At 37.2% G+C, this 24,957-nt stretch carries 27 protein-coding genes and 2 pseudogenes; 28 read left to right on the top strand and 1 reads right to left on the bottom strand.

Going from position 1 to position 24,957, the window contains the following annotated elements; all coding sequences use genetic code 11:
- Window positions 1-342 precede the first annotated feature (342 nt).
- The gene (locus EXN75_RS14800) at window positions 343-582 is read right to left on the bottom strand and encodes a DUF4248 domain-containing protein (RefSeq protein ID WP_134844396.1); all 240 of its coding nucleotides are present in this window, start codon (window positions 580-582) and stop codon (window positions 343-345) included.
- A gap of 211 nt (window positions 583-793) precedes the next feature.
- Here EXN75_RS14800 and EXN75_RS14795 point away from each other — a divergent pair, with 211 nt between their 5' ends.
- From EXN75_RS14795 to EXN75_RS14660, 28 genes and pseudogenes are all read left to right on the top strand, one after another.
- On the top strand, window positions 794-1,150 hold the full coding sequence (locus EXN75_RS14795) for a hypothetical protein (protein WP_134844395.1): 357 nt from the start codon (window positions 794-796) through the stop codon (window positions 1,148-1,150).
- A gap of 413 nt (window positions 1,151-1,563) precedes the next feature.
- Window positions 1,564-1,875: a nucleotidyltransferase family protein gene (locus EXN75_RS14790; protein ID WP_089545413.1), complete on the top strand. Its 312-nt coding sequence runs from the start codon at window positions 1,564-1,566 to the stop codon at window positions 1,873-1,875.
- Entirely contained in the window at window positions 1,859-2,200 is a 342-nt protein-coding gene (locus EXN75_RS14785; RefSeq protein ID WP_134844394.1) for a HepT-like ribonuclease domain-containing protein, read from the top strand. Before EXN75_RS14790 ends, EXN75_RS14785 begins: the two co-directional genes overlap by 17 nt.
- 361 nt (window positions 2,201-2,561) lie before the next feature.
- Window positions 2,562-2,765: a hypothetical protein gene (locus EXN75_RS14780; RefSeq protein ID WP_134844393.1), complete on the top strand. Its 204-nt coding sequence runs from the start codon at window positions 2,562-2,564 to the stop codon at window positions 2,763-2,765.
- Between the two features lie 37 nt (window positions 2,766-2,802).
- Window positions 2,803-2,943 (top strand): annotated as a pseudogene (locus tag EXN75_RS14775) (type II toxin-antitoxin system YafQ family toxin); the annotation flags it as partial.
- A 305-nt stretch (window positions 2,944-3,248) separates the two neighbouring features.
- On the top strand, window positions 3,249-4,157 hold the full coding sequence (locus EXN75_RS14770; protein WP_134844392.1) for a virulence RhuM family protein: 909 nt from the start codon (window positions 3,249-3,251) through the stop codon (window positions 4,155-4,157).
- A gap of 459 nt (window positions 4,158-4,616) precedes the next feature.
- On the top strand, window positions 4,617-4,880 hold the full coding sequence (locus EXN75_RS14765; protein WP_118118341.1) for a hypothetical protein: 264 nt from the start codon (window positions 4,617-4,619) through the stop codon (window positions 4,878-4,880).
- Window positions 4,877-5,287: a type II toxin-antitoxin system VapC family toxin gene (locus EXN75_RS14760; RefSeq protein ID WP_119229823.1), complete on the top strand. Its 411-nt coding sequence runs from the start codon at window positions 4,877-4,879 to the stop codon at window positions 5,285-5,287. The genes EXN75_RS14765 and EXN75_RS14760 overlap by 4 nt, the downstream gene beginning before the upstream one ends.
- 268 nt (window positions 5,288-5,555) lie before the next feature.
- Complete coding sequence (locus EXN75_RS14755) at window positions 5,556-5,759, top strand: hypothetical protein (RefSeq protein ID WP_134844391.1); 204 nt, start codon at window positions 5,556-5,558, stop codon at window positions 5,757-5,759.
- A 54-nt stretch (window positions 5,760-5,813) separates the two neighbouring features.
- Entirely contained in the window at window positions 5,814-5,999 is a 186-nt protein-coding gene (locus EXN75_RS14750; protein ID WP_134844390.1) for a hypothetical protein, read from the top strand.
- Window positions 6,000-6,941: 942 nt separating this feature from the next.
- Window positions 6,942-7,949, top strand: a complete 1,008-nt coding sequence (locus EXN75_RS14745; protein ID WP_134844389.1) for a Kiwa anti-phage protein KwaB-like domain-containing protein — start codon at window positions 6,942-6,944, stop codon at window positions 7,947-7,949.
- A 245-nt stretch (window positions 7,950-8,194) separates the two neighbouring features.
- Entirely contained in the window at window positions 8,195-8,872 is a 678-nt protein-coding gene (locus EXN75_RS14740; RefSeq protein ID WP_134844388.1) for a hypothetical protein, read from the top strand.
- Window positions 8,869-10,431 (top strand): DGQHR domain-containing protein, encoded by a 1,563-nt coding sequence (locus EXN75_RS14735; protein ID WP_134844387.1) that lies wholly within the window; start codon window positions 8,869-8,871, stop codon window positions 10,429-10,431. The genes EXN75_RS14740 and EXN75_RS14735 overlap by 4 nt, the downstream gene beginning before the upstream one ends.
- Window positions 10,432-10,496: 65 nt before the next feature.
- Complete coding sequence (locus tag EXN75_RS14730) at window positions 10,497-11,219, top strand: hypothetical protein (protein ID WP_134844386.1); 723 nt, start codon at window positions 10,497-10,499, stop codon at window positions 11,217-11,219.
- The gene (locus EXN75_RS14725) at window positions 11,219-11,887 is read left to right on the top strand and encodes a hypothetical protein (protein ID WP_134844385.1); all 669 of its coding nucleotides are present in this window, start codon (window positions 11,219-11,221) and stop codon (window positions 11,885-11,887) included. Before EXN75_RS14730 ends, EXN75_RS14725 begins: the two co-directional genes overlap by 1 nt.
- The gene (locus EXN75_RS14720) at window positions 11,875-12,414 is read left to right on the top strand and encodes a hypothetical protein (protein ID WP_134844384.1); all 540 of its coding nucleotides are present in this window, start codon (window positions 11,875-11,877) and stop codon (window positions 12,412-12,414) included. Before EXN75_RS14725 ends, EXN75_RS14720 begins: the two co-directional genes overlap by 13 nt.
- A 270-nt stretch (window positions 12,415-12,684) precedes the next feature.
- Window positions 12,685-12,921, top strand: a complete 237-nt coding sequence (locus tag EXN75_RS14715) for a hypothetical protein (protein WP_167639542.1) — start codon at window positions 12,685-12,687, stop codon at window positions 12,919-12,921.
- A 165-nt stretch (window positions 12,922-13,086) separates the two neighbouring features.
- Complete coding sequence (locus tag EXN75_RS14710; protein WP_134844382.1) at window positions 13,087-13,983, top strand: SDH family Clp fold serine proteinase; 897 nt, start codon at window positions 13,087-13,089, stop codon at window positions 13,981-13,983.
- Between the two features lie 57 nt (window positions 13,984-14,040).
- Window positions 14,041-14,763, top strand: coding sequence for a hypothetical protein (locus tag EXN75_RS14705; protein ID WP_134844381.1), 723 nt, complete (start codon window positions 14,041-14,043; stop codon window positions 14,761-14,763).
- Between the two features lie 3 nt (window positions 14,764-14,766).
- Entirely contained in the window at window positions 14,767-15,738 is a 972-nt protein-coding gene (locus EXN75_RS14700) for a DUF4062 domain-containing protein (RefSeq protein WP_134844380.1), read from the top strand.
- A gap of 578 nt (window positions 15,739-16,316) precedes the next feature.
- Window positions 16,317-17,372 carry a mannose-1-phosphate guanylyltransferase gene (locus EXN75_RS14695; protein WP_134844379.1) on the top strand — a complete coding sequence of 352 codons (1,056 nt, stop codon included), beginning with the start codon at window positions 16,317-16,319 and terminating at the stop codon, window positions 17,370-17,372.
- A 78-nt stretch (window positions 17,373-17,450) separates the two neighbouring features.
- On the top strand, window positions 17,451-18,563 hold the full coding sequence (gmd, locus tag EXN75_RS14690) for a GDP-mannose 4,6-dehydratase (protein ID WP_134844378.1): 1,113 nt from the start codon (window positions 17,451-17,453) through the stop codon (window positions 18,561-18,563).
- A gap of 1 nt (window position 18,564) precedes the next feature.
- Window positions 18,565-19,770: a GDP-L-fucose synthase family protein gene (locus EXN75_RS14685; RefSeq protein ID WP_134844377.1), complete on the top strand. Its 1,206-nt coding sequence runs from the start codon at window positions 18,565-18,567 to the stop codon at window positions 19,768-19,770.
- Window positions 19,771-19,815: 45 nt separating this feature from the next.
- Window positions 19,816-20,052, top strand: a pseudogene (locus EXN75_RS14680) (sugar phosphate nucleotidyltransferase); the annotation flags it as partial.
- Window positions 20,053-20,355: 303 nt separating this feature from the next.
- A complete protein-coding gene (locus EXN75_RS14675) occupies window positions 20,356-21,306 on the top strand; it encodes a glycosyltransferase family 2 protein (RefSeq protein ID WP_134844376.1) in 951 nt (316 codons plus the stop codon).
- Between the two features lie 132 nt (window positions 21,307-21,438).
- Entirely contained in the window at window positions 21,439-22,284 is an 846-nt protein-coding gene (locus EXN75_RS18695) for an acyltransferase family protein (protein WP_134844375.1), read from the top strand.
- A 1-nt stretch (window position 22,285) separates the two neighbouring features.
- The gene (locus tag EXN75_RS14665; protein ID WP_134844374.1) at window positions 22,286-23,860 is read left to right on the top strand and encodes a hypothetical protein; all 1,575 of its coding nucleotides are present in this window, start codon (window positions 22,286-22,288) and stop codon (window positions 23,858-23,860) included.
- Window positions 23,861-23,864: 4 nt separating this feature from the next.
- Window positions 23,865-24,851 carry a polysaccharide pyruvyl transferase family protein gene (locus tag EXN75_RS14660; protein ID WP_134844373.1) on the top strand — a complete coding sequence of 329 codons (987 nt, stop codon included), beginning with the start codon at window positions 23,865-23,867 and terminating at the stop codon, window positions 24,849-24,851.
- The last annotated feature ends 106 nt before the right edge of the window (window positions 24,852-24,957 follow it).

Genomic DNA, 24,957 nt, shown 5'->3' with positions numbered 1-24,957 from the left:
AATCTGCTTAGCCACCTCTTCGGTAGTCAAAGTACCGTAACTAACAGGACGAACAGAATAAACAGTTTGACCCTTTTTCTCACCCATGGTAAGGGTACGAGGAAACACTTTGTAAGATTTACTCATAGTTTGAAGTTGTTTAAAAAATTAATACTAAATATATTTGCTTCATTCCGAACAAGGACTGTTGAGTGTACCCAGGTGTCGAATTCTTCACTCTTCACTCTTCGTTCTTCGTTTAGCTGGTGCAAAGATACAACATCAGCTCAGGGGCATCTGTCGAAGTGTGTCGTTGAATGTCGTTCTTTAGAGCAACCTAACGATGCGCATCATGAGAGTACATTAAAGCACATCTTCAATAGAGCATGCTGGTTCGCCCAGAAATTCCTCAATAAGTTTCACCTCACGGATGGTGAGAATCTGCTTGCGGTCGAAGTTTCTGCCCTTAGCGGTCAGGAGTTCATACAGTTCCACGCAGCGTTTAATTTCGCTGGTCAGACGGCGCACAGCATTCGCAGGTTCGCAGTCGGGGAAATACATCATCGCCAAGATACGGCGAGTATAAGTTGCTTTTAGCTTCATATACCTTATTATATTATATAGTAAAACATGTTTATCAGTCAACTGATTATGCTGCAAATATATACTTCTTCGAAAATCACGTGATGCACCTATGAGTGCATCATCCTTAACTTCTGCTCACTGCTTTTAAAAGCTTTTAACAAAAACCATCGGAAAATCATACCCTCTGTTTTAGTCAGGACGCGATGTTCGATAATTCACGGTATGGAAGATGGAAAAGCAGGCGAATAGAGGGGCGAATAGGTGGATTGCCACCGCTGCCGAAGAAATTTGCCAGATAGAGAAGAGATGGGGTTTCACTTCCATCCGTCAGTTTTCCCAATTTCTACAGATGAATCCCCGTACTCTTTCGAAGTTACCCCATCACGATGGCACATTAACTTTGGAGAGCATTGCGAATATATACACGAGGCTCGTACTATTACGGAATTTGAAATTTGTGGGCAACGAGCTAAAGGAAGAGGAGCAACTCTTAAAAGACTCCCTGTTACGCATCATGGTGAGTGCAGCCACAGTCCCTCAAACCCTGAGAGACGAAGTAGTGGATGAACTTGAAAATCAGCTATAGCGTCCCTGCGGTCCCATCCCGCCCCACCATTTTATAAGTATTCACCCCTGCGGTCCCATCCCGCATAAGAAACCTGGCGAGGGCTCTGATGCCCCGCCAACCTTAGAGCGCAGCGGTTAAGAGCGACAGGAGGAGCGGTTACATCCCTAATCCCTATGGTAGGGATTTAGGGCTTGGGTATAGGGTAAGGCCCCCCTCTTCGCAAGAGGGGGACAGGGGAGTCGAAAAAATATGGGTAAGCAGTCACTTAGGTCCGTCTTGCGTACGTTAATAAAAATAGCTACTGTTACAGCTTGGGCATGAAGCAAAAACTCCACCAAAAATTTGGTAGTTTCACAGAAAACCCTTATATTTGCATAATGAACAGAGAAATGGAGTATAAGCTCCATTAAAAACAATAAAATTACGCTGTTATGATAAGTAAGAATGTACAAAATATGATTCCAAAGATACAAGATTTCTTTGGTAGCCAGCCAATAACAAAGGCTTGGCTCTTTGGTTCATGCTCACGAGGAGAAGAAACTACTGATAGTGACATAGACATTCTTGTAGAGTATGATCGTCAGCATAATCGAATTTCTCTGATGAAAATAGCAGGTATTATGTTGAATTTGGAAGACTTGCTTCATCGCAAGGTGGATATAGTAGAGGCTAATCGTCTTCTCCCGTTTGCTCAAGAAACAGCCAACCAAGATAAATTCTTGATTTATGAGAGAAAAAGTTAGAGATAGGGGAAGGTTAGAGCATATTCTTGAAGCGATAGAAAGTATAGAGGAGTTTCATGCTCAATATACTTTTGAAGATATCAAGAAGAATAAGCTCATCTTTTATGGCTTTACCAAATTGGTGGAAGTAATAGGCGAGGCTGTCTATATGCTTTCAACAGAATTTTGTGATTCTCATTCTGATGTAAATTGGCGTCAGATAGAACGGATGCGCCATGTCCTTGTGCATGGTTATTATACAATAGATCCCGAAAGCCTTTGGGACACGATAGAAGTTGATATTCCAGAGTTGAAACCTTGGATAGTTAAGTATCTGTCGGAGTAATTAAAAAAACTTATATTTTTTGCCGTCCCCCTGCGGTCCCATCCCGCATAAGAAACCTGGCGAGGGCTCTGATGCCCCGCCAACCTTAAAGCGCAGCGGTTAAGAGCGACGAGGAGGAGCGGTTACATCCCTTGCCCTTTTGGAAAGGGCGAGGGCTTGGGAGTGGGTTAAGGACCCCCTCTTCGCAAGAGGGGGACAGGGGAGTCTAAAAAATATGGGTAAGCCGTCACTTAGGGGCGTCTTGCGTACGTTAATAAAAATAGCTACTGTTACAGCTTGGGCATGAAGCAAAAACTCCTCCCAAAATTTGGTAGTTTCACAGAAAACCCTTATATTTGCAGTCAAAAAAGGAGATACAATTATGAATACAGCTACATATACATTAGATGTCCCTACAACCGATATTTCTCTTTTCAAATCATTGATTAAGAAATTCGGGTGGGTTGCCAAAAAGCAAAAAGCCCCTAAGGCTTGTAGATTAGACAAGGCATTAGAAGCAGCAAAGAATGAAAAACTCTTTGCGACTAATGATTTGGATGAATTAATGAAGAGTCTTGCGGAATAATGAAATATACCGTTAAGTATTCAACCAGAATATACCACATCCTTTAAAGTCAAACTATAAAGGATGTATGGAATGTCATATTACTTCCGATTGGCTTTTAGTTTGGAAACAAAATGATAAAGAATTGATTCTGATTTTAACCGATACAGGTACACATAGTGACATTTTTGGCTGGTAGCCCACTAATATGAGTTATCTGAGTAAAATGTTATAGTAAGTTATAGCAAATCGGTCCCATCCCGCATAAAAAAACTGGCGAGGGCTTTGATGCCCCGCCAACCTTAAAGCATAGCGGTTAAGAGCGACGGGGAGGAGCGGTTACATCCCTTGCCCTTTTGGAAAGGGCGAGGGCTTGGGAGTGGGTTAAGGACCCCCTCTTCGCAAGAGGGGGACAGGGGAGTCGAAAGAATTTCTCATAATTCCTTGGTAATTACGAAATATAATCGTACTTTTTCCACTATATAAGCAATAAAATGTATGATTATGGCAAACGACAATAATATACAGCCAGAGGCTGATGATTCACAGATAGTACTTTATCAACCAGATGAGAGTATTTCCCTTCATGTAAAAATAGATGGAACTTTCAAAACAGTATGGCTTTCTTTAGACCAAATGGCAGAGCTATTTGGACGTGATAGGAGTGTTATAGGTAAGCATGTGCGAACTATATTTAAAGAAGGAGAATTGCAGAAAGATTCAGTTTGGGCAAAATTTGCCTACACTGCCTCAGACGGCAAAACATATCAGGTTGATTATTATAATCTAGATGTTATAATATCTGTTGGTTATAGGGTAAAGTCTATAAAAGGTACAAAATTCCGTATTTGGGCTACATCTATTTTGCGCCAATACCTTCTTCAAGGTTATTCCGTAAATCGTCACTTGATAGCCCTACAGGAGAATATGGATAAACGTATGTCCCATATTGAAGATGTCCAAGCTAAGCAGCAACAGCAGCTCGACTTCTTCATTCGAACCTCAACCCCTCCAGCAGAGATGGTCTTCTTTGAAGGTGATTTCTATACAGCAAGAGTAGCTTTAGAGAATTTAATTCGTACCGCAAACCATCGAGTAATCATCATAGATGGCTATGTTTCATCGTTAACTCTAAGTGTACTTGATGTTCGTAAGCCAAATGTAGCAGCCACAATTTACACAGTAGGTGTAGGACAAGGAATGCAACGCTTGATGGAGGAACATGACCGTCTCTTCCCCAACAATCATATAGACATCAGAAAATGGAGTAACGAGTCTCATGACCGCTGGCTCATCATAGATGATACTCTCTATCATTGTGGTCATTCATTAAATGCCAATGGTGGGCACAAGATATCCGCTATAACACTGATGGGAACAACTCCAGATGTAATCCTGTCAAAAGTCGAATAGCAACTAAGTCTCCCTGCGGTCTCATCCCGCACCACCATTTTATAAGTATTCACCCCTGCGGTCCCATCCCGCATAAAAAAAACTGGCGAGGGCTCTGATGCCCCGCCAACCTTATAGCGTAGCGGTTCCGAGCACCGGAGGGCGGTTACATCCCCTGTCCCCTGAGGGGAAAGGGGCTTGGGGAAAGCGGTGGAGCCCTCTTTAAGGGTAAAGAGGGACGGGGTGATTTTCGAAAAACCTCATTCAATCGACGACAAGCGCAGAGCGATACTGCAATGAGGAACAAAAATAACTTTTTTCAAAAAATAGAAAGGTGAACTACTTGTAATATAGTAGGGACGCTGTATTGGTGATATACGTTAATCTGGGGGTGATTAGAGCAAGAAGCAAAATCTCTTCCAAAAATTTGGTAGATTCATCAAAAACTCTTATATTTGCAGGCAAAAAGGAGATACAATTATGAACACAATAGCAATTGACAGCAATATATATAAAGGTGCAGAAAGTTATGCTAAATTACATAATATTAGTGTGACAGCTGCAATAGAAAAGGCGATTTCTATGTTTTTGCAAAAGGTACAACCTAAGCAAAAGCTATTAGAAACTGCTGAGTTTAATGATGCTTTGTCTTATGTTAAAACATTAAAGGCAAAAGGTGGCAAGCCGATACCGGCAGATGAAAATAGCTTAGATGCGTTGGTTGATAAAAAATATGCATTATGAGAGTTTTTATAGATACGAATATCTTAATAGATTTCGTTGTAAATCGTGAGGGCTTTTCTGAAGATGCAGATAAACTCTTTGCCCTTGGAATAACAGGAGACATAAAGTTGATGACATCAGCTTTGTCTTATGTTACAGCCATGTATATAGCACACAAGTATGAGTATCAAAATGTAAAAGAAACTCTTCTGGCGGTGTCGAATTTTGTAGATGTTTTGGACTTGCAAGGCAATACGGTAATTGAAATGCTCTCTTCTGATTGGAAGGATTATGAAGATGCAACTCAAAATGCCACAGCTTTGCGAGCTGAGGGAGATTGTATTGTAACTCGTAACAAGAAGGATTTTACGAATTCTTCTTTACCCGTTTATACTCCTGCTGAGTTGTTGAATATTTTAAACCAATAAAGGTGGCGTAGCTACTGCTGTCACAATCCTGAATATTCCTCATTCGAGCGACGACCAGTGCAGAGTGATACTGCAATGGGGAACAAAATATAACTTTTTTCAAAAACTGATAGGTGTAACTACTTGTAATATAGTGGTGACGCTGTGTTGGTGATATACGTTAATCTGGAGGCGATTAGAGCAAGAAGCAAAAACTCCTCTAAGAATTTGGTTGTTTCATAGAAAACCCTTATATTTGCAGGTGAAATTGAAATAAAAATAAAGAATTATGGGAAAGATTATTGATAAGACGATAACAAAGATAGTTACAGAAGAGGGTATCTCTCTCTTTCGCCGTGTAACTAAGGTTTTGATGCCAAATGGCAAGTATCGTTATCCTGTAGATTATTTTGATGCAACTCCCGGAGTTGTTAAGGTTTCGAAAGAAGAAATGGATAAGGTAGCAATACCTGTTTATAAGAAGTTAATCTAATGGAGCGATTGATGTCTGATGGTTATCCTTTTATCTTTCAACTGATAGATAAAAGTGAGAGTGATCCGTCGTTTCCGTCTTTATCGTCGTTTCGTGCTTTCAACGGCTTCTGATGACAAGTTCGAGCATTTTAGAAGAAATGATTTATCTTTGTACATACTTGTAAATAAGGAATATGTAGAAGATACCGCTTCGTATGCTGATGAGTTAGCCGGTATTGTACAGCGATTGATGCACTAGTACCCTTTTCGTTAGCCATGCGGTCCCATCCCGCACAACCTGGCGAGGGCTTTGATGCCCCGCCAACCTTATAGCGTAGCGGTTCCGAGCACCGGAGGGCGGTTACATCCCCTGTTCCCTGAGGGGAAAGGGGCTTGGGGAAAGCGGTGGAGCCCTCTTTAAGGGTAAAGAGGGACGGGGTGATTTTCGAAAAACCTCATTCGAGCGACGACAAGCGCAGAGCGATACTGCAATGAGAAACAAAATTTAAGTTAAAAAAAATGATAGGTGTAACTACTTGTAATATAGTGGTGACATTGTATTGGTGATATATAAAAAGTTGGCTATGGTTAGTGTTTTGCGTACAAATTATTTGCGTACAGTACCAAAGTTGATTTTGTTCTTAACATCATATTCACCTTTGTTTGTATGTATAATAGTTAGACAGCTATATTATAACCGTTCCTATTTACATTTTGCAGGTTTTGGCAAGACGAGTATTCTGTGCTTGCTACATAAATTCGGCTTGTCGATACTCTTGGGGCTCTTACTTGTTTTAGTGACATTAGGAACTATGCTCTTTTTAAAGATACTTCGTTCTAGTTCTAAAAATGGCAATAATGTGACGGTTAGGAGTATTTCAAATAAAAATGCAGAATCTATAGGCTATATAGCAACTTATATCATACCATTTCTCTTTCAGAGTTTTGACGAGTTAGGCGACATAATACCATTATTGATACTCTTGATTATTATTTATAGGATATATGTCACTTCAAGTCTGCTTTTAGTAAATCCTGTCTTAAATTGCAAATACTCTTTGTTTGAGATGGAATACGAAGAACAGGGACAACGAAAGCAAGGTCTCATGATTTCTCCATTTAGAGATATCTATGAAAGTGATAATATAAAGATATACAATATTGGGTATAAATTGTTTTATGTTAATAAAATAAACAAGAAATGAATTTAGAGGAATTGTTGAATTTAATATCTTCGACCAGCGTTGATGATACAAAGTTGTTTTTTATAACAAGAGCGCTTAAGCCTAAAATGAAGCCTAAGGCAAGAGCGCATGAAAAATATCTTTATCATGTTTTCCAAGTTGATAACGATGAGGAATTAAGGGAATATATTTATGATACATCAATAAGTCAACTGAAATCTATAGTTGACAAAAACTATGAGATGGTTGACTATGATGTTTTGAATGATGATACAGAAAATCTATTTTCATATCCGATACAGAATAAGGTGTTTTCTTTTCAAGATGTTGTTACCAATCAATTGCAAAGAGATATTCCAAAGATAAAAAGTATTCGTGATTTGGAAAATGATGAGGTAAAATTATGGGCCTATTGTGTCGGTTTCGAAGATGTACAAACTGGCGAATGGGTTTATACATTTCGTAAGATGCAAGCTAGTTCTGTAGCCATCGATACACGAGAGGCCAATCTCAAAGCAAAATTCTTAGCTTGGTTTAATCCAGAAAGCTTAATGCTTCAACAGTTAAAGGGTGATGCATTAACTCTGGATAAACAGATAGACTGTGTATTCTATAAAGACATATTCTATGTGATTAAGAAATTTAATTTTGAACAGATGATGGGATTGCAAGAGGAATATGCAGAAAAGGCTAAGATTATAGCAGAAGAAATGGAGGAAACAAATACTTTTTCTGGCATAGAAAAGTTAAAAGCAGTCATAGATATCAAACCTTCTGTACATAAAAAACTTGTAAAAATAGGAATGCTTCGCACCTATAAAAATGTGACAGAAAAAGATATTCGTCAAATGAAACGAGTTTGCAAACAGCACGGTGATACTTTAAAAATTGTAGATGGTAAAATCTGTATGGAAGAAGAAGCTGATGTTGATGTTGTGTTGAAGATGTTTGGCGATTATTACAAACAAGGTGAAGTTTCTGGAAAATCGTATGGTACTTTTTCTGGTAAGGAATTGAAAAAATAATAGAGGTGATGGAGTGTGCTTAGTTATCTTTCACCCTGCACACGATACAAAATAACTTTTTTCAAAAAACTGATAGGTGTAACTACTTGTAATATAGAGGGGGAACGCTGTATTGGTGATATACGTGCTTAGCAATCCTTTACCATGAAAATGATAATAATGTTTTCAAAAAAATAATATGGCAATATCCTAGTAAATACTATGGGTACGCTGTATTGCTGATATTCATACTAACGCAATATATAATGATGAAAGGTTTACCAAAACTGTTATTGTTCCTTTGTGCTGTGGCACTATTGTTAGGATTGGTTTTGTATGCATCAGGAATGAAACATACTACCAATAGAACAGAAATTACCTTTATGGTAAAGGCAGACAGTACGTGGATGGTCACACCTGAGACTCGTGCGATGGCTGATTCTATTGTTGGCGTTTTAACAAAAGACGAGCAGCTTTTGGCAGATAAATACCAGTATGTTATAGACCAACAAGCTAAAACTCAAGATTTTTTAGCTATAGGTGGAATTTTACTTGGAATTATAGTATCAATAGTAGGATTCTTTGGGTACGACAAAATGCAAGCGATAGAAGATAAGGCGAAAGATTTAGCCGAAAGCAGTGCTAAAAAAGCCTTTTCCGAAGAACTGAAAGAACTGCAGCAAAAGCATAATCAGGAATATTTGTTGGGTACAGTAAAGCCAACTGTATCTAAAGAAATAGAGGAAGCTATGGTTTCTTTTACGGATCAAAAGGTAGCTCAAATCGATGAAATCGAGAAAAAAATAAATCTCTTGGAACCTGCGGTTGCGGAGTTGAATAGAAGGATAAAACCTCAAGGAACACCTCAAGGCAATCCTAGTCAACCACAGCCAGAACCTCAGCCATTTGGCAACAAACCAGTAAGCAAAGGAGGTGAGTCATGATAAAGGCGTATATACAGCAAGTGCATCCTAATGCAGGGAAGATGGTTTTGCAAGCGTTAATTCCTTTTAAAAATCTGCATGAATCGGTATTATTTACTTGTAAGGCAAACCCAAACTCACATTATGGAGATGATAAAAAAGTAATAGCTAAGGCTAATTATGAATATTACCAACGTCGAATAGAACCTTCACGAATAGCTAGTATAGAAAAATATATTCGTGAAAGTATCATTTCTGAAAAATTAGGTTATTCAGTAACAGCTTTGTTTCCTTCATCTTTAATATTGGCCTTTAATGAAGAAGATGGTAACACTATATCTATAAATGAAGGTTCATGTGATATAGCGCTCAACAGCAATGTCTTTATTGTTGATGGACAACATCGTATGATGGCAATGATTTCATTGTATGATAAGTTGAAGAGACTTCTACTGAAAACACCAGAGGAAGAGCAAATCATAGCATTTTTAGATACCTATAAGTTTAATTGCGTATTGTTGGTTAATTATGATCTTTGGGAGCAAGGACAGGTTTTTGTTAATGTAAATTTTATGCAAAAATCTGTAAACAAATCTCTTTATTATGAGGTCTTTGGTTCTCATTATCAGGAAGATCCAAGCAAGTGGCAACAAAATCATATTTTCCTAGCGCATAGTTTGACTAAATATCTCAATGTTAATAAATCTTCTCCATTTTATGGTAACATAAAAATGTTGGGAACAGGAAAAGGATATGTCTCACAAGCATTTTTTGTAGAGGCATTAATGAGAAATTTCCGCTTGAATGGAATTTGGTCTATATATCGCAATCCGTTGTCTAAAGATTCGAATGTTACCTTCATGGCTGTTGAACTATTGTCATATTTTATAGCAGTAAGATATTCTTTTAATAAATACTGGCCAGATAGAAACAATCATATAGGAACGATTATTTGTAAGACTACAGGTGTCGGTGCTTTCATTCGGTTGATGAAACCGATTCGTGAATTATTGCCTGTTACAGTCATAGATGGGTTAAAAAATGAAAGAGGGGTTGTAAATCAACCTTATTGTGACCAAGTGAAAAATATTTTAAAAAGAGTTCCAGAAGCATTGGCTGAAAGTTTATTTGGTGAGAAATCTGATTATGCATCCACTAGTGGTAAAGGCTCAGAAACAAAGATGTTTTACGCCCTAAGAAATGCAATCTTGATGCAGAAGACTTCGGGGTTAAAACAGAATTCTTTAGATATTTCGTTAGATAAGGTTTCTACTCATATATTGTCATATTTATGGCAAAACATAGACTCTGAATTAGATTCCTTGGGGCATCATTATGAAGTTGATGATATTTTTGATATGTCTATAGATGACTCTATGAAAGACGAACATTTTCTAACATGTAAGCTATCGTTTAAATCTGTTGTTACTATTTATATGGATAGTGAAGATGAAACTGGCATAGTTATGAGTTTTCCTACTTTGGCTACCGTTAGGTTTCTAAAGAATAAGTTAGGAAAATGGAATTTAGACGAAAGTTCAATAGAACTGCATTTTGATACTTCAAAATATTATATGTAGATACTAGTGCTTTTAAAGTTAATTTACAAATTGTTTATATTTGTTAGAACATAAAATTATATACAATGGAAAAAAATATTGATAAGACTGTGTTAAATAGGAAGGCTACATTATTTGTGACACCTCCAAGTGGAATTATTGACGAGCAGCAAGTATTTGAATATACAAAAGCTTTTTCTACCATGAAATTGCTACCGTCTATTAATAAAGGAATGTCGTTGAAAATAACTCCTCAAGGTATCGTACAGGAGCCTGTAAATACCTTTGAAATGAAAAAAATTGATGATTCTTTTAAAATTACAAGTGGTCCTGATCGTATCGAGATAATAAGTTCGAAGAAAGACGAGTCAATGGGGGATTTCTTGGTATTAGTGAATCAGGCAACTTCAATTCTCCAAGGTCTAATAAAAGCACCAATTGTACGTCTTGCCTTATTTGATTCGGAAGCTTATTTCTTTGACATAGCACAAATAGATAAAGCTTATGGACTTTTTGTTAACGGTTCAGAAGAAAAACCAATTGAGTGGCAAATGCAGAAAGTTTTGAGAGGTCATCTAAGTGAAGATAATACTATTGTTATAAACAAGGTTTATACAGTTTCAAGAAACCAAATAGGAATAAATGGTTCGCCAGCAAAAGATGCAATACTCTTATCTGCTGAGGTTAATACTCCATTAGGTATTAATGTTGATGTTTTAAAAAAGAGTATATCAATATTTTGGACGAAGGCAGCAGATATAATTAATGAATACTTAGATAGAAGTAGAACGTTAATATTAACAGTATAATGACAATAGAAGATAATTTTATTGATTATTCTTTGCTGGAACAGCTACGTAATGGACATTCGGATGTTGTTGGGCAAAGTTTATTTGACATAGATAAATTTTCTGGTGTCTTAGATTATTTATCCTTTGATTCTGATTCGAATCAACTGTATCGTTATATAGAGCAAACGCTGTTTAGTCAAAATAAAACGTCTTTTATTGTCAATGTTCAGCCGCTATCAGATGAAGAGTTTAAAATAAAAAATAGAGCATTGTTTTTAAATATAATAAAACATGCAAAATTTGAGGATGGTGAATATAATGCTGCAACTGATAAAATGAAAGAGTTCTTAGAAATTAATAAGGATATGACGATGACGCTCCTTCAAGAATATTTCCTAAAAGGTTTGGAAGAAGATTCGTTAGATGAGGTTTTGTTAACAAAGATATTGTCTTTGCTAGGAGACTATGATTATGAATATTTACGTCCTTATTCTCAACTTATTGCAGCTGCTGCATATTCAGTAAAATCAATAAAAGTAGTTTCTGCTGTATTCCGCCTATTGGGGCATTGGGGAAACCAGGAAAGCTTGTCACTATTAAAAAAGTATCAAGAACCAATTGAACCGTGGTTAAACATTAAATATAAGAGACTTTTATCATCATTGGAGAAAAGATGTACTATTTAAGAAAAATATCTGAGCAAACTTGGTTTGCTAAGCCTGCTTTAGATTCTGACGCAATATCAGAATTATCGACAATCGATCATGATTTGTCTGTATGGAAATTTTCTGGAAATTCTATTAATTCAGAAGAAATTGATAATTTAGCATTGGCTTTAGCGATGACTAGGTCTAAAATCGAGGAATTGTACATTGTGAAGATAGATTTGTCTAAAATTCAGAAAAGGTATAAATGGACAGTTGCTTTGCATGAAGAATTAGGATTATCGTATTTTGATAGTATGAATAATAAGCATACTAATTTGATCTTGGAGGATTTTTGGCATCAAGGGTTTCTAGCAGAGTTTATCAAGAAAGAAATTGAATGTGTTGATAATTACGTGTATTATGATGTTCCAACTTTGGAAGAACTGTTGTATAAAGCAGTTGAAAATGGGATGTTGGCAGAATCTAGAGTGAAAGAAAGAGGTGGTGATTGGAAAAGATCTTTAAAGAAAATGCGTGACTTGCATAGACTTCAAACTGCTAGTTAGCGGAAGAATAATATCTAATAGTAGACTTTTCAAAGTCTTATGGATAAGGTAGTTATGATATTTAAAATTAATTATGGTACATCACCATTACAGCGTAAGGTTTTAACACATTAAGTATTTATCCTTTCCATCCAAAATCTTATATGTCGGAATTATGGTAACAATGGAATACAATCTAAAATATATATTTACGACGATTAAAACAGATGATCCTGACTTTGTTGCTTCTTGGCAGAAAATAGAGGAGGCTCTAAAGCGTCTTGATGAAAGGTGGAACGTTTGTTCTCTATGAAACATGCGTCCTTGGCTGATTTTCACCAAGCTCTAACAAAAGAGTTGGAACTAAAGGCTACTGCCTTGGAATCTGCTGTGGTTTCTTTAAAGGAAGAGAATAAGGCAATAATGCAGGAAACCTTAAGAATCAAGTCAGAAACTAAGAAACTTCGAGAGGAAAAAGAACGGATGAGTGAAGAATTGTTGCAAATTAACAGTAACATCAATATATGATGGAAGAAAAATATAACAATATAATCAAGGAAGCTGAGGTGTTGTTTGATAGCATTCTGAAAGATTCCTTGCTGGTTCAAAAGGATACACTCTATAAAGGGTATCCAATGAATCCCACAATTAAGCATAATATAGAAGTTTGTGTAACTGATAATACTTGAAGTTATGGCATCATGGAATGAAATATTGGATAGATTTGGGCATATGCCTAGTCAATACGACTTGGTACGAAGAGAATATCTTAAACAGCTGAGTGATTATACTGGTAGAAATACAATACTCTATTATTCTGCATGGTTGCAAAAGTCTTTGATGGCTAATGGTACTTTTGACTTTGGTATCAATGATAATGACAAGACTGGTTTCATGACTTGTATATATCAGCTTGATAAAACCAAAGGACTGGATTTGATATTGCATACTCCTGGAGGTGATATATCTGCTACGGAATCTTTGGTAGTATATCTTCAAAGCATCTTTGGAAAAGACATTCGTGTTATTATCCCTCAAATGGCTATGTCGGCAGGTACTATGATTTCTTGCAGTGCAAAAGAGATAATCATGGGAAAGCATTCTAATTTGGGACCGATAGACCCCCAGTACTGTATGTATAGGGCGCATGGAATCATTGAGGAGTTTGAAAATATCAAGCATGAGAATGAAGTTAATCCGGTAGGTACACAAGTTTGGGGACCTATATTATCGAAATATACTCCAACTTTAGTGGGTGAATGCCAAAAGGTAATAGATTGGTCTAATGGTTTGGTGAAACAATGGTTGATGAATAATATGTTTGATGGTATTCCTAATGCCGAAGACAAAGCAGATAATGTTGTTGAAAATATAGGAAGCCATGCTTTAACAAAGTCTCATAGCCGCCATCTTCATATTGATTATCTTCGAAACCTTGGATTGAATATAACGGCATTAGAGGATAATGCTGAGTTACAAGATAAGGTTCTAAGCATTCATCATTCTACAATGATTACTATAAGTAGCACCAAAGCTGCTAAGATTATAGAGAATCAGAATGGTGTGTCTTTCATCAATACTATTGGATAAAATGAAAGGCAAGGAGTATATTCTATAGAGGATGGAAAAATATAATTTCTAAGATTCATGAAACCAACATATAAAGTTTATTCTTTTGAAGAATCGTTAAGAGAAATGGAGCTTATTCTGGATGGTGATGTGACTACTGTTACAGAGCAAAATGCACTTCCTGATGATTCGGAAAATATAATCAAAAAATCACTTTATGCCTATTGCTCAGTAATATATGTTGATATAAGGGTGATGCAAGATTGGACGGACGGAAACAAACGTATCTTATACGCTAAATTATATAGGAGTCTGGTTACGCAGGTTTGTTCGCTGTTTGAATCTACCAAGTTATGCCAAGATATAAATAGTAGTGATAGTGCTATTTGGGGGATATTTGATACTCGATATAAAAATGATATTAATGAGCTGATAACTTTGGTTGCTCAACTGAACAGTTTACTTAAAACATTAAATTTCAAAATGTCGAAGAGACAATGGCCTACTTTCCGATGGGGGATAGGCGTATGTTACGACCGCATCTTGTTATTTGATGTGAAAGGTGATTGCGATACCATATCGAGAGCTTTCTTTGGGCCTGTTTTGAAAAATGCTACTAGATTGGCAAGTTATGGTAACAAGACATATTTTGATAATCCGATTATGATTTCGGAAATATTTTATTCGAATCTAAATGACGACAATAAAAAGCTGTTTAGTAATAATGCAGAACATGATTGTTATCATGGAAATATCATCAATGTTGAGATGGATGAATGGTATAAGAAAAATAACGTATAAGATATGGCAAAACCAAGAGTGTTTATAAGTTCTACCTTCTATGACTTGCGCCAAGTTCGTCAGGATTTAGATCAATTTATCATGTCCTTGGGATATGAACCTATCAGAAATGAAGAGGGTGATATTCCTTATGGGAAAGATGCAGAATTAGAAAAATACTGCTATGATGAGATAAAAAACTGTGACATTTTGGTGTCAATCATAGGTGGACGATTGGGTTCAGAATCCGTTACTGGTCCATATTCGATTTCTCAAATAGAATTGAAGACGCCTCTTAAGGAGAATAAGCAAATCTATATCTTTATAGAAAATTCCGTGCTAGCTGAGTATCAGACATATTTGTTGAATAAAGGTAATGACCAGATAAAGTATAAATATGTGGATTCTAGTAAGATTTATGAGTTCATTGAGGAAGTCAATAAGTTGAAGGTAAACAATAATATCAAGGCTTTTGAGAGTACTACAGATATAACAAAGTATTTGAAGGAACAATTTGCTGGGTTGTTTAAAAGATTTCTAGATGAGCAAAATAAAGTGAAGGAGGCCAATGTGATAGAGCAACTATTCAAAACCTCTCAGACACTCAATCAATTAGTTGATGTTTTTTCACAAAAGAATGAAGGAAAAACAGAACAACTAAGGGAAATATTAATATTGAATCATCCGTTGTTGTCCTTTCTTCAAGACAAGTTACATATCAGTTACAAGTTTTATATAAATACTTTAGCTGATTTGGAAGCTTTGTTGTCGGCACGTGGTTATGTGAAATGTTTGAATATGACTCCATTGGATGATTATTATGAGTGGACTAATGATAATGGTGGAGATGGCAAGGTTGCAACCTTAAAAATAGCAACGTGTCTTTTTACGGGTTCAGAAGAATTATTGAAGTATGTGAATGTTAATGATTGGAATAGTCATTTTGCCACATATGAAGTTGCTGAAATGCGTGCTTCTGATGATTTGCCTTTTTGAGAAGAGAGCAGGCAATGTGCTTGAATCAAATAAGTGTCATCCCTTCATACAACACCATTAGTCTGTATGTTGACTCACCTGATAGATTATTTGATAGAGTTCTTTCTTTTGCCGGAGATTGAGGATGCTACAATTTGGGAGAGTGATAGAAATGAGTATTTGAAATCAATTGAAAAGAAAGTGTCAAGTCTAATGCAATCCTATATTGCTAACAGTTTGATAATTTCAAGAACGTTGCTGATTTCTTTGAATTTGCAGCTAAGTTAATGAGAAGATAACAATATATTTATTACTAGTCTCTGCTTTTTGCTGATTCATGTAAATAAGGCTTAAGATTAGGTATAGAAAACATTGCATTAAGGCGGTCCCATCCCACAAAAACTGGCGTAGACCTTTGATGGTCCGCCAACCTTATAGCGTAGCGGTTAAGAGCGACGAGGAGGAGCGGTTTCCTCTTCTTCCCTGAGGGGAGAAGACCGAGAAGAGAGGTGGAGCCTTCTTTAATGGTAAAGAAGGACGGGATGATTTTAGAAACAACATTTCCTTTAAGGAGACTAAGAGGTAAAAGAAAAAGCTTTATGCATAATTTCAACGATATTCAAATCATTATTATGGCTGGCGGCGTAGGCAGCCGCTTCTGGCCAATGTCAACCCCCGATTACCCAAAACAATTCATTGATGTGATGGGTGTCGGTCGTTCCCTCATTCAATTGACAGTAGATAGATTGAAGCCAATCTGTCCTGTCGAGAACATGTGGGTAGTGACAAACGAGAAAAACATTCGCATAGTCAAGGAGCAAATCCCTGACATGCCAGTAGATAACATATTATCAGAGCCGGAGGCTCGCAATACAGCTCCATGTATTGCTTATGCCTGCTGGAAGATCCAGAAGAAGCATCCTGATGCCAACATCGTGGTGACACCATCCGATGCCCTGGTGATCAATACCTCGGAGTATCAGCGAGTGCTCAGCAAGGCATTGAGCTATACATCCGATAAGAACGCCATTGTTACCATCGGTATCAAGCCAAGCCGCCCAGAAACAGGCTATGGCTATATAGCCTCAGCAGAGCCAACATCAGTAGATGAAATCTACAAGGTTGAGGCTTTCAAGGAAAAGCCAAACCTGAAAACTGCCGAGCAATACCTTGCCGCTGGCAATTACTATTGGAATGCTGGAATCTTCGTATGGAACATCGATACCATCAGCAAGGCAATCCGAACCTTCCAACCAAATCTTGCCAGCATTATGGATGAGATGGCACCTTCTTTCTATACCGAACAGGAGAAAGAGGTTGTCGGCAAACTCTTCCCAACCTGCGAGAAGATCAGCATCGACTATGCGGTAATGGAGAAGTCGAAGGAAATCTATACCCTGCCAGCCGAGTTCGGCTGGAGCGACTTAGGTAGTTGGGGTAGCCTCCGTACCTTACTCCCACAAGATGAGGCTGGAAATGCCAAGGTAGGCAAGGACATCCGCTTGTATGAATGCAAGAACTGCGTGGTTCATGCAGCCGATGAAAGCAAGGTGGTAGTCCAAGGCTTGGATGGCTATATCGTAGCCGAGAAGAATGGACAACTGCTTGTCTGCTCTTTGAAGGAGGAACAGAGGATTAAAGAGTTTGGAAAGTAATTCAACTTTTCCAAAACTGTTTATACTAATAGGCATTAAAATCAACACAAATATTTATTAATTTCTATCAAAAATTTCATGGATAATAGAAAAGTAGCCCTCATTACGGGTATTACGGGCCAGGACGGCTCTTATTTGGCAGAGTTACTATTAGAAAAAGGATATGATGTCCACGGAACAATCCGTCGTTCATCTACTGACTACCGTGAGCGTATCGCACACCTGGAAGGTAAACCTAATTTCCACCTTCACTATGCCGACCTCGGTGACTCTATGAGCATCATCCAGGTAATGAACAAGGTGAAGCCAACAGAGGTTTATAATCTTGCTGCTCAGAGTCACGTACAGGTGAGCTTCGACTCTCCTGAGTTTACAGCCGATGTTGACGCCACAGGTGTGCTCCGTATCCTGGAGGCTATCCGCCAGTGTGGTTTGGAGAAGACTTGCCGCATGTATCAGGCATCAACATCTGAGCTTTATGGTAAGGTAGAGGAGGTTCCTCAGAATGAGAACACTCCATTCCACCCTTATTCTCCATACGCTGTTGCCAAGCAGTATGGTTTCTGGATTGTCAAGGAGTATCGTGAGGCATACAACATGTTTTGCTGCTCAGGTATCCTCTTCAATCATGAGAGTGAGCGCCGTGGTGAGACTTTCGTAACCCGCAAGATTACATTGGCTGCAGCCCGCATCAAGCAGGGCAAGCAAGACAAGCTTTATCTCGGTAACCTGGATTCACTCCGCGACTGGGGTTATGCCAAGGATTATGTAGAGTGTATGTGGCTGATTCTCCAGGCTGAGACGCCAGAGGACTTCGTGATTGCAACAGGTAAGCAGCACTCAGTTCGTGAGTTCGCTCAGTTGGCTTTCCACTATGTAGGCATCGAACTGAAGTGGGAAGGCAAGGAAGAGAACGAGAAGGGTATCTGCGTTGAGGGTCCTGAGGAACTCATCGGTAAGACGCTCGTTGAGGTTTCTCCTGACTTCTATCGTCCTACCGATGTGGTGAATCTCTGGGGTGACCCAACAAAGGCTAAGGCTAAGCTCAACTGGAATCCTAACACCACATCTTTCGAGGATCTCGTCAAGATTATGGTTGAGAGTGATATGGCTAAGGTAGCTGCTGAGGCTGCCGGCGAGAAGGTTCGCTGCAATCTTGCAGAATACTTGGAAAAGGGAATCGTGAAGTAATATGTTAGACAAGAATAGTAAGATATACATAGCAGGACACCACGGACTCGTGGGTTCTGCTATTTGGAATAACCTCGAGAAGAGAGGCTATCATAATCTGGTGGGTCGTTCTCACAAAGAACTCGACTTGACCGACCAGTATGCAGTAGAGAAGTTCTTTGATGAGGAGAAGCCGGATGCTGTAGTATTGGCTGCTGCCTTCGTGGGCGGAATCATGGCGAATTCGCTCTATCGTGCCGACTTCATTATGCAGAACATGAAGATGCAGTGCAACGTAATCAGCAACGCCTATTCTCATGGCGTAAAGAAACTCCTCTTTCTTGGTTCTACCTGCATCTATCCAAAGAATGCTCCGCAGCCAATGAGCGAGGATGTGCTCCTCACTTCTCCATTAGAATACACCAACGAGGAATATGCCATCGCCAAGATAGCCGGATTGAAGATGTGCGAGAGTTACAATCTTCAGTATGGTACCAACTATATCGCTGTGATGCCAACCAACCTTTATGGTCCTAACGATAACTTCCACTTGGAGAACAGCCACGTAATGCCTGCGATGATGCGCAAGATTTATCTTGCCAAGCTTATCCACGATGGCGACTGGCACAGCATCGAGGTAGATATGAACAAGCGTCCTATCAACCCTACTGATAAGCTTCGCGAAATCATCGGAGAGGGTAATGTGGATGGAAGCAACTCTCATGAGCGCATTCTGAAGGCAGTGGAGTTCTATGGTATCTACGACAACAAGGTGGTGCTTTGGGGAACAGGTAAGCCATTGCGTGAGTTCCTCTGGAGCGAGGATATGGCTGATGCCAGTGTTCATGTGCTCCTGAATGTAGATTTCAAGGACATCATCGGTATCGAGAAGTACAGTTCTGTATTCTATGGTGCCAAGGTAGATGGTGCTGTGGATAGAAACAACTCTGAGGGCCGTGGCGGTGCTATCCCATCTCTCGGTGAGATTCGCAACTGCCACATCAATGTGGGAACCGGTAAGGAGCTTACCATCCGTGAACTTTCTGAGCTTGTAGTAAAGGCAGTAGGTTTCGAGGGTGAGGTTGAGTTTGATTCTACCAAGCCAGATGGAACCCCAAGAAAGCTCATCTCTGTGGATAAACTTCACAGCCTCGGCTGGACCCACAAAGTCGAGATAGAGGATGGCGTGAAGAAACTCTATGAGTGGTATCAGGAGAGTCTGAGATAAAAATATGTATAGGAGTAAATACGCCTATACATAAAAATGTGGCTTATGAATAAAATCAACGACACTCAAATCATAATCATGGCTGGTGGTATAGGAAACCGTTTCTGGCCTATGTCAACACCCGACTACCCAAAACAATTCATTGATGTGATGGGAGTCGGACGTTCCCTTATTCAATTGACAGTAGATAGATTGAAGCCAATCTGCCCTGTTGAGAATATGTGGGTAGTGACAAACGAGAAATGTATCAATATTGTCAAGGAACAAATCCCTGATATGCCAGTAGATAGATATAGCCAAATTCTGGGGCAATCTTACCAAGGCAAAGGCAAAGCTCATCTGGAAACCTAACACCACTTTTTCGAGGAATTTGTGAAGATCATGGCAGAGAGCGATATGGATACCGGTCAGAAGGTTCGTTGCAACCAGGCTGAGTATATAGAGAAGGGTATTGAAATAAATATAAGGGTTCATTGATTAAATATTTCACAAGTATCATTCAGAAACTTCAATCTCTTGTTCTTACACAAACGAGAATGTAGAGCTATGTGAGGCGTTTATAAACTTTAGACTTATTTTGTTGAAATGAGAGATAATATATTAGCAATTGTTGTTCCTTGTTATAAGGAAGAAGCTGTCTTGGAGGAGACAACAACCCGGTTGACAGAACTGATGAAATCAATGATAAACGAAAAGTTGATTTCAGAGAGAAGTTTCATTCTGTACGTTAACGATGGCAGTAAAGACAGGACATGGCCTTTAATAGTTAGTTGCAATGCGGTAAACAAGTATGTAAAGGGTGTAAATCTTGCTTGTAATGTTGGTCATCAGAATGCTTTGTGGGCCGGAATGTCTGTTGCTGTAGAGAAATCAGATATGATTGTTTCTATTGATGCCGATTTACAAGATGATGTAAATGCAATATCTAAAATGGTAAAAAAATACCATGAGGGATGTGATGTTGTATATGGTGTCAGAAATGAAAGGAAAACCGATTCCTTCTTTAAACGTAACACAGCCTTGGCTTTTTATAAACTCATGCACATTATGGGGGCTAAAACTGTATATAATCATGCTGATTTCAGATTGTTAAGTAAAAGAGCCTTGAAATTCTTGTTACAGTTCAAGGAGCGAAATCTTTTCATAAGAGGATTAGTTCCTTTGCTCGGTTATAAAACAGATAATGTTTATTATAATCGTGCAGAACGTTTTGCAGGAGAATCTAAATATCCATTGTCCAAGATGCTAAATTTTGCGATTGATGGAATTACTTCATTTTCAGTCAAGCCCATTCGTCTGATTATGATACTTGGCGTTTTTTTCATTTTTATTGCATTTTGTGTATTAGCATGGATTCTATATTCATACTTTACAGGAATTACTGTGAAAGGTTGGTCTTCTTTGATGCTTTCAATATGGTTCTGTTCTGGATGTGTTTTGATGGGTTTGGGAATAGTCGGAGAATATATCGGAAAAATATATATAGAAAGTAAACAACGCCCACGATATAATATAGAAGCCATTCTTATGGATTAATTTTATGGATAAAAACAGACTTGATTATATAAGTGTACTTAGGGTGTCTGCAATGATACTTGTTGTCTTTTATCATTGTTTATGTGGTTACAGTGATATTTGGTCGGGGGGGTAAAGTGGCAAACAGTCCCTATGTTGAATGACATTGCTTGTTTTGTACGGTATTTTCATATGCCATTGTTTATTATTATATCTGGCTTCCTGTATTCTTATTTGTTTGAGAGAGGTAGATACGTCAATACCATTCAATTTGTATGTAAAAAAGTAAAACGTGTAATGATCCCATATCTTTTTTGGGCACTATATGTAACGTTATTTCAAAATTTTCACTATTCGGAAATCCTCAATGGAGTAGCACATTTATGGTTCCTCCTTTTTATATTTGAGGCATATATTTCTATGTATATCTTTGATAAATGTATTAATTCAAAATACGCATATGGAATATTGTATGCAATATCTTTTTTATCTATTGCTTTTTCTGACTATATAGTTGGCTTTATAGGTATGAGGTTCACGTTAGGATTGTTTTTTTATGTAAGGTTTATGCCATACTATATAATAGGGATAGCATTACATAGAATCATTTCAAAAACAAATATAAGTTCTAATTTAATTTATGGAAGTTTATTTATTGCTGTTTTGTTGTTTATATCATTGTTTATTTGTACAAGCAATCAAATCGTACTCCGTTTAGTAGCATTATTTGTTGTTGTGTCTGTTTTTTTTGCTGTAAAGGCTGGTCTTCATATAAATATATCAGAAAAGTTTAAACAAGTTGACAAATGTTGTATGGGAATATATATAATTCATCATATATTAATACAAGAAATGAATACATGTAAACTGTTGCATCCATATATGGGACATTACGTTTTGTATCCATTACTACAGTTTTTTATTGTATTGTTTCTTTCGTTTTATTTAACTCGTATGGCGTTAAAATTTAAAATGACTAGTTTGGTAATAGGAGGATAATATGCTTGATAAAAAACAAATAATAGTTCTTGTTGCATTGAATATTGTATTTATTGTAATACCATTGGTATTTCCATGTGTGCATTTTACATTGGACAATGATCTAATGCAGTTCTTTTCTTCTGGTGTATATACGGGTAAGCCAAGTGAGTATACAATATATACAAATATACTACATGGCCTTCTGCTTAAAATGTTATATACTTTTGACAGTCATGTTGCCTGGTATGCAGTTTATGAGTATTTTTGCAATTTGATGTGTACTAATATATTTATCTATTTGTTACTTCAATGGAAGTTTAATAAGATAATAAAAAGTTTAGCTTGTATTCTTGTATCCATAGTTTGTTTTATCATTGCTATACAACCCGATTATACGATCGTAGCAGGTGAACTCGGTTTAGCCTCTATTGCATTATATTCAACGTCAGATAGTGTTATTGCCAAGAAAAACCTTGTTTTTTCCATAGTCTTATTTTTTATGGGTGCAATATTGAGAATTCAGGCCGTAGTTATACCCTATTGTGTATTTCTTCCATTATTGATCTGTATATTTCTGAAGCATAAGAAAATGATGTTTATTTATAATGCATTACTCATTCTGATATTAATATTTCTTTTTTCATTCAATAGTTGGTACTATAACCGCTCCAATGATTGGAAAAAGTATTGTGAATATAACGCTTTGAGAATGAAAATAAATGATAATCCGTCTGCTTCTGATTGTGTTAATTTATATGCTAATAAGGATGAGAAAAGTGAATTGGTTTTGTTAAACGAATATAGGGTAAATGATGGTACTATCCTTAACGCAAGGAATTTAAAGATTTCCACAGACTTTTTAAGTCATAGGTATTTTTATAACATCGCCCAAAACATAAAACCCTATTATTATACATATGCATATATGTTGCGTATCATAATAGGTTTTGTATTATTAGCTGTTGTCTGTATGTTTGCAATAAGAGATAGAAAGGGTATTATTCTTGTTTTAGCTTCTTTTGTGATGTTTTTATTGGCAAATTTTTATACAATGTCCATTTCAAGGCCTAAAGAGCCTGTGATGCTAATACTAACAGCGAGTCTAATAGCATGTTGTAGTATATTAATTCATAATAAGATAAAAAAGTCCTACTTACTTACGCTAATGGCATTTTTGCTTTCTGGGGGGGCATATCTTAAATTAAAAGATGCGCAATATGCAATAAAACAGAATAAGACATATATTAAACAATCTGAAATATGTCAAGCTCTTTGTGCAAAAATAGATGATTCTAAGATCCTTTTTCATAATGCAACATATTGCCGTATGAATGTTTGGACAGAATGTAATTCCCTTGTTGGCAAGAAATTTGTAAGAGTTGGATGGACTGTAAATTCTCCGCATACTAAAAAATATTATCAAGGGTATAAGTCTTATGTAGACAATAACCTTCCGATGATGATTAATTCTGATTATGAGCAATATCTTGATATGATAGAAAAAAGTCTTAAGAGTTATTATAAAACTCCTGTTAAAAGGAGAATATTGGTGAAACAAGATAAAATGCAGATTATAAAATTTGAAAAAATATAGAAAAATGAAATACGGATTAATGGTTGTCAGCACAGGCGTTGACGAGAAAATCAATATCGGGGATTATGTCCAGGCTTTGGCAGCAAAGCAGTTTCTTCCTTCTACAGATGTGTTTCTTGAGCGAGAAACAGATCTTAAGAAATATGATGGGGAGAAAATAAAGATGATAATGAATGGCTGGTATATGAACCATCCTGAAAATTGGCCCCCATCAGAAAAAATCAATCCATTGTTTGTTGCATTGCATATAAATCGTTGCGGACTTCCTAAATTCCTTGATGATGAGAGTATATCATATTTAAAAAAACATGAGCCAATAGGATGTCGTGATACCAAATCAGCAAGTTTATTACGAGATAAAGGAGTTGATGCATATTTCAGTGGATGTATGACTTTGACCCTTGGACAAAAATACAAATCAAAGAAGCGAGGTGATAATGTGTATGTTGTCGAACCTTATTGTGCTACGGCAGGTCTTATTGCACATCATAAGTTGTTATCTCTAAAAACATTCATATATCTTGCTTTCCATTGGACATCTATAAGAAAGATTACATACAAAAAGCATGAAAAAGGATTGAAGTCATTATTTTATAATGCTTTTTTCCTGATGCAGTATAGTAAGGTGTTTGATAGACAGATGCTTGTCGATGCCGAATATATAAATCAATATAACTATGATATTCAAAAGGAATACCCAAGCCAGCAAGATAAATTGAATTATGCAGAGTCTTTAGTGAAGAAATATTCTGAAGCTGCTTGTGTTATTACATCCAGAATACATTGTGCATTACCATGTCTTGGCTTAGAAACACCTGTTGTCTTTGTTGAGTTGAAAGGCGATTCAGATTATAGTACTGATCGTTTTGGAGGACTTATAAATCTTTTCAATATAATGACTTGGAATGGACTTAGTCTACAGAACTCCTTAACATCATTTAAAATAAACAGAGCCGGATTTCCTAAAAACCCTCAAATCCGCAACCTATAGGGTTTAGTGGGATTTTGCTTGCAAAGCGACAAAATTCATTTTATTGTACATATTTCTTGCACAACAGAAATGTCGCAGACACAAAATCCCCTTACCCCATAAAGCG

It is taken from the genome of Segatella hominis (genome assembly GCF_004535825.1).
In the GTDB taxonomy this organism is placed as follows: domain Bacteria; phylum Bacteroidota; class Bacteroidia; order Bacteroidales; family Bacteroidaceae; genus Prevotella; species Prevotella hominis.
Note: the sequence above shows the minus strand (reverse complement) of the source record. Positions and strands in the feature narration are given on the sequence as shown.

Coding starts and splice junctions, on each gene's coding strand:
- EXN75_RS14730 (WP_134844386.1), top strand. CDS start 10,497: ATGGAAAAAAATATTGATAAGACTGTGTTAAATAGGAAGGCTACATTA.
- EXN75_RS14760 (WP_119229823.1), top strand. CDS start 4,877: ATGAGAGTTTTTATAGATACGAATATCTTAATAGATTTCGTTGTAAAT.
- EXN75_RS14660 (WP_134844373.1), top strand. CDS start 23,865: ATGAAATACGGATTAATGGTTGTCAGCACAGGCGTTGACGAGAAAATC.
- EXN75_RS14745 (WP_134844389.1), top strand. CDS start 6,942: ATGAATTTAGAGGAATTGTTGAATTTAATATCTTCGACCAGCGTTGAT.
- EXN75_RS14795 (WP_134844395.1), top strand. CDS start 794: ATGGAAAAGCAGGCGAATAGAGGGGCGAATAGGTGGATTGCCACCGCT.
- EXN75_RS14755 (WP_134844391.1), top strand. CDS start 5,556: ATGGGAAAGATTATTGATAAGACGATAACAAAGATAGTTACAGAAGAG.
- EXN75_RS14725 (WP_134844385.1), top strand. CDS start 11,219: ATGACAATAGAAGATAATTTTATTGATTATTCTTTGCTGGAACAGCTA.
- EXN75_RS14695 (WP_134844379.1), top strand. CDS start 16,317: ATGCATAATTTCAACGATATTCAAATCATTATTATGGCTGGCGGCGTA.
- EXN75_RS14710 (WP_134844382.1), top strand. CDS start 13,087: ATGGCATCATGGAATGAAATATTGGATAGATTTGGGCATATGCCTAGT.
- EXN75_RS14740 (WP_134844388.1), top strand. CDS start 8,195: ATGATGAAAGGTTTACCAAAACTGTTATTGTTCCTTTGTGCTGTGGCA.
- EXN75_RS14785 (WP_134844394.1), top strand. CDS start 1,859: ATGAGAGAAAAAGTTAGAGATAGGGGAAGGTTAGAGCATATTCTTGAA.
- EXN75_RS14675 (WP_134844376.1), top strand. CDS start 20,356: ATGAGAGATAATATATTAGCAATTGTTGTTCCTTGTTATAAGGAAGAA.
- EXN75_RS14790 (WP_089545413.1), top strand. CDS start 1,564: ATGATAAGTAAGAATGTACAAAATATGATTCCAAAGATACAAGATTTC.
- EXN75_RS14685 (WP_134844377.1), top strand. CDS start 18,565: ATGTTAGACAAGAATAGTAAGATATACATAGCAGGACACCACGGACTC.
- EXN75_RS14770 (WP_134844392.1), top strand. CDS start 3,249: ATGGCAAACGACAATAATATACAGCCAGAGGCTGATGATTCACAGATA.
- EXN75_RS14705 (WP_134844381.1), top strand. CDS start 14,041: ATGAAACCAACATATAAAGTTTATTCTTTTGAAGAATCGTTAAGAGAA.
- EXN75_RS14720 (WP_134844384.1), top strand. CDS start 11,875: ATGTACTATTTAAGAAAAATATCTGAGCAAACTTGGTTTGCTAAGCCT.
- EXN75_RS14780 (WP_134844393.1), top strand. CDS start 2,562: ATGAATACAGCTACATATACATTAGATGTCCCTACAACCGATATTTCT.
- gmd (WP_134844378.1), top strand. CDS start 17,451: ATGGATAATAGAAAAGTAGCCCTCATTACGGGTATTACGGGCCAGGAC.
- EXN75_RS14800 (WP_134844396.1), bottom strand. CDS start 582: ATGAAGCTAAAAGCAACTTATACTCGCCGTATCTTGGCGATGATGTAT.
- EXN75_RS14700 (WP_134844380.1), top strand. CDS start 14,767: ATGGCAAAACCAAGAGTGTTTATAAGTTCTACCTTCTATGACTTGCGC.
- EXN75_RS14735 (WP_134844387.1), top strand. CDS start 8,869: ATGATAAAGGCGTATATACAGCAAGTGCATCCTAATGCAGGGAAGATG.
- EXN75_RS14765 (WP_118118341.1), top strand. CDS start 4,617: ATGAACACAATAGCAATTGACAGCAATATATATAAAGGTGCAGAAAGT.
- EXN75_RS18695 (WP_134844375.1), top strand. CDS start 21,439: ATGTTGAATGACATTGCTTGTTTTGTACGGTATTTTCATATGCCATTG.
- EXN75_RS14665 (WP_134844374.1), top strand. CDS start 22,286: ATGCTTGATAAAAAACAAATAATAGTTCTTGTTGCATTGAATATTGTA.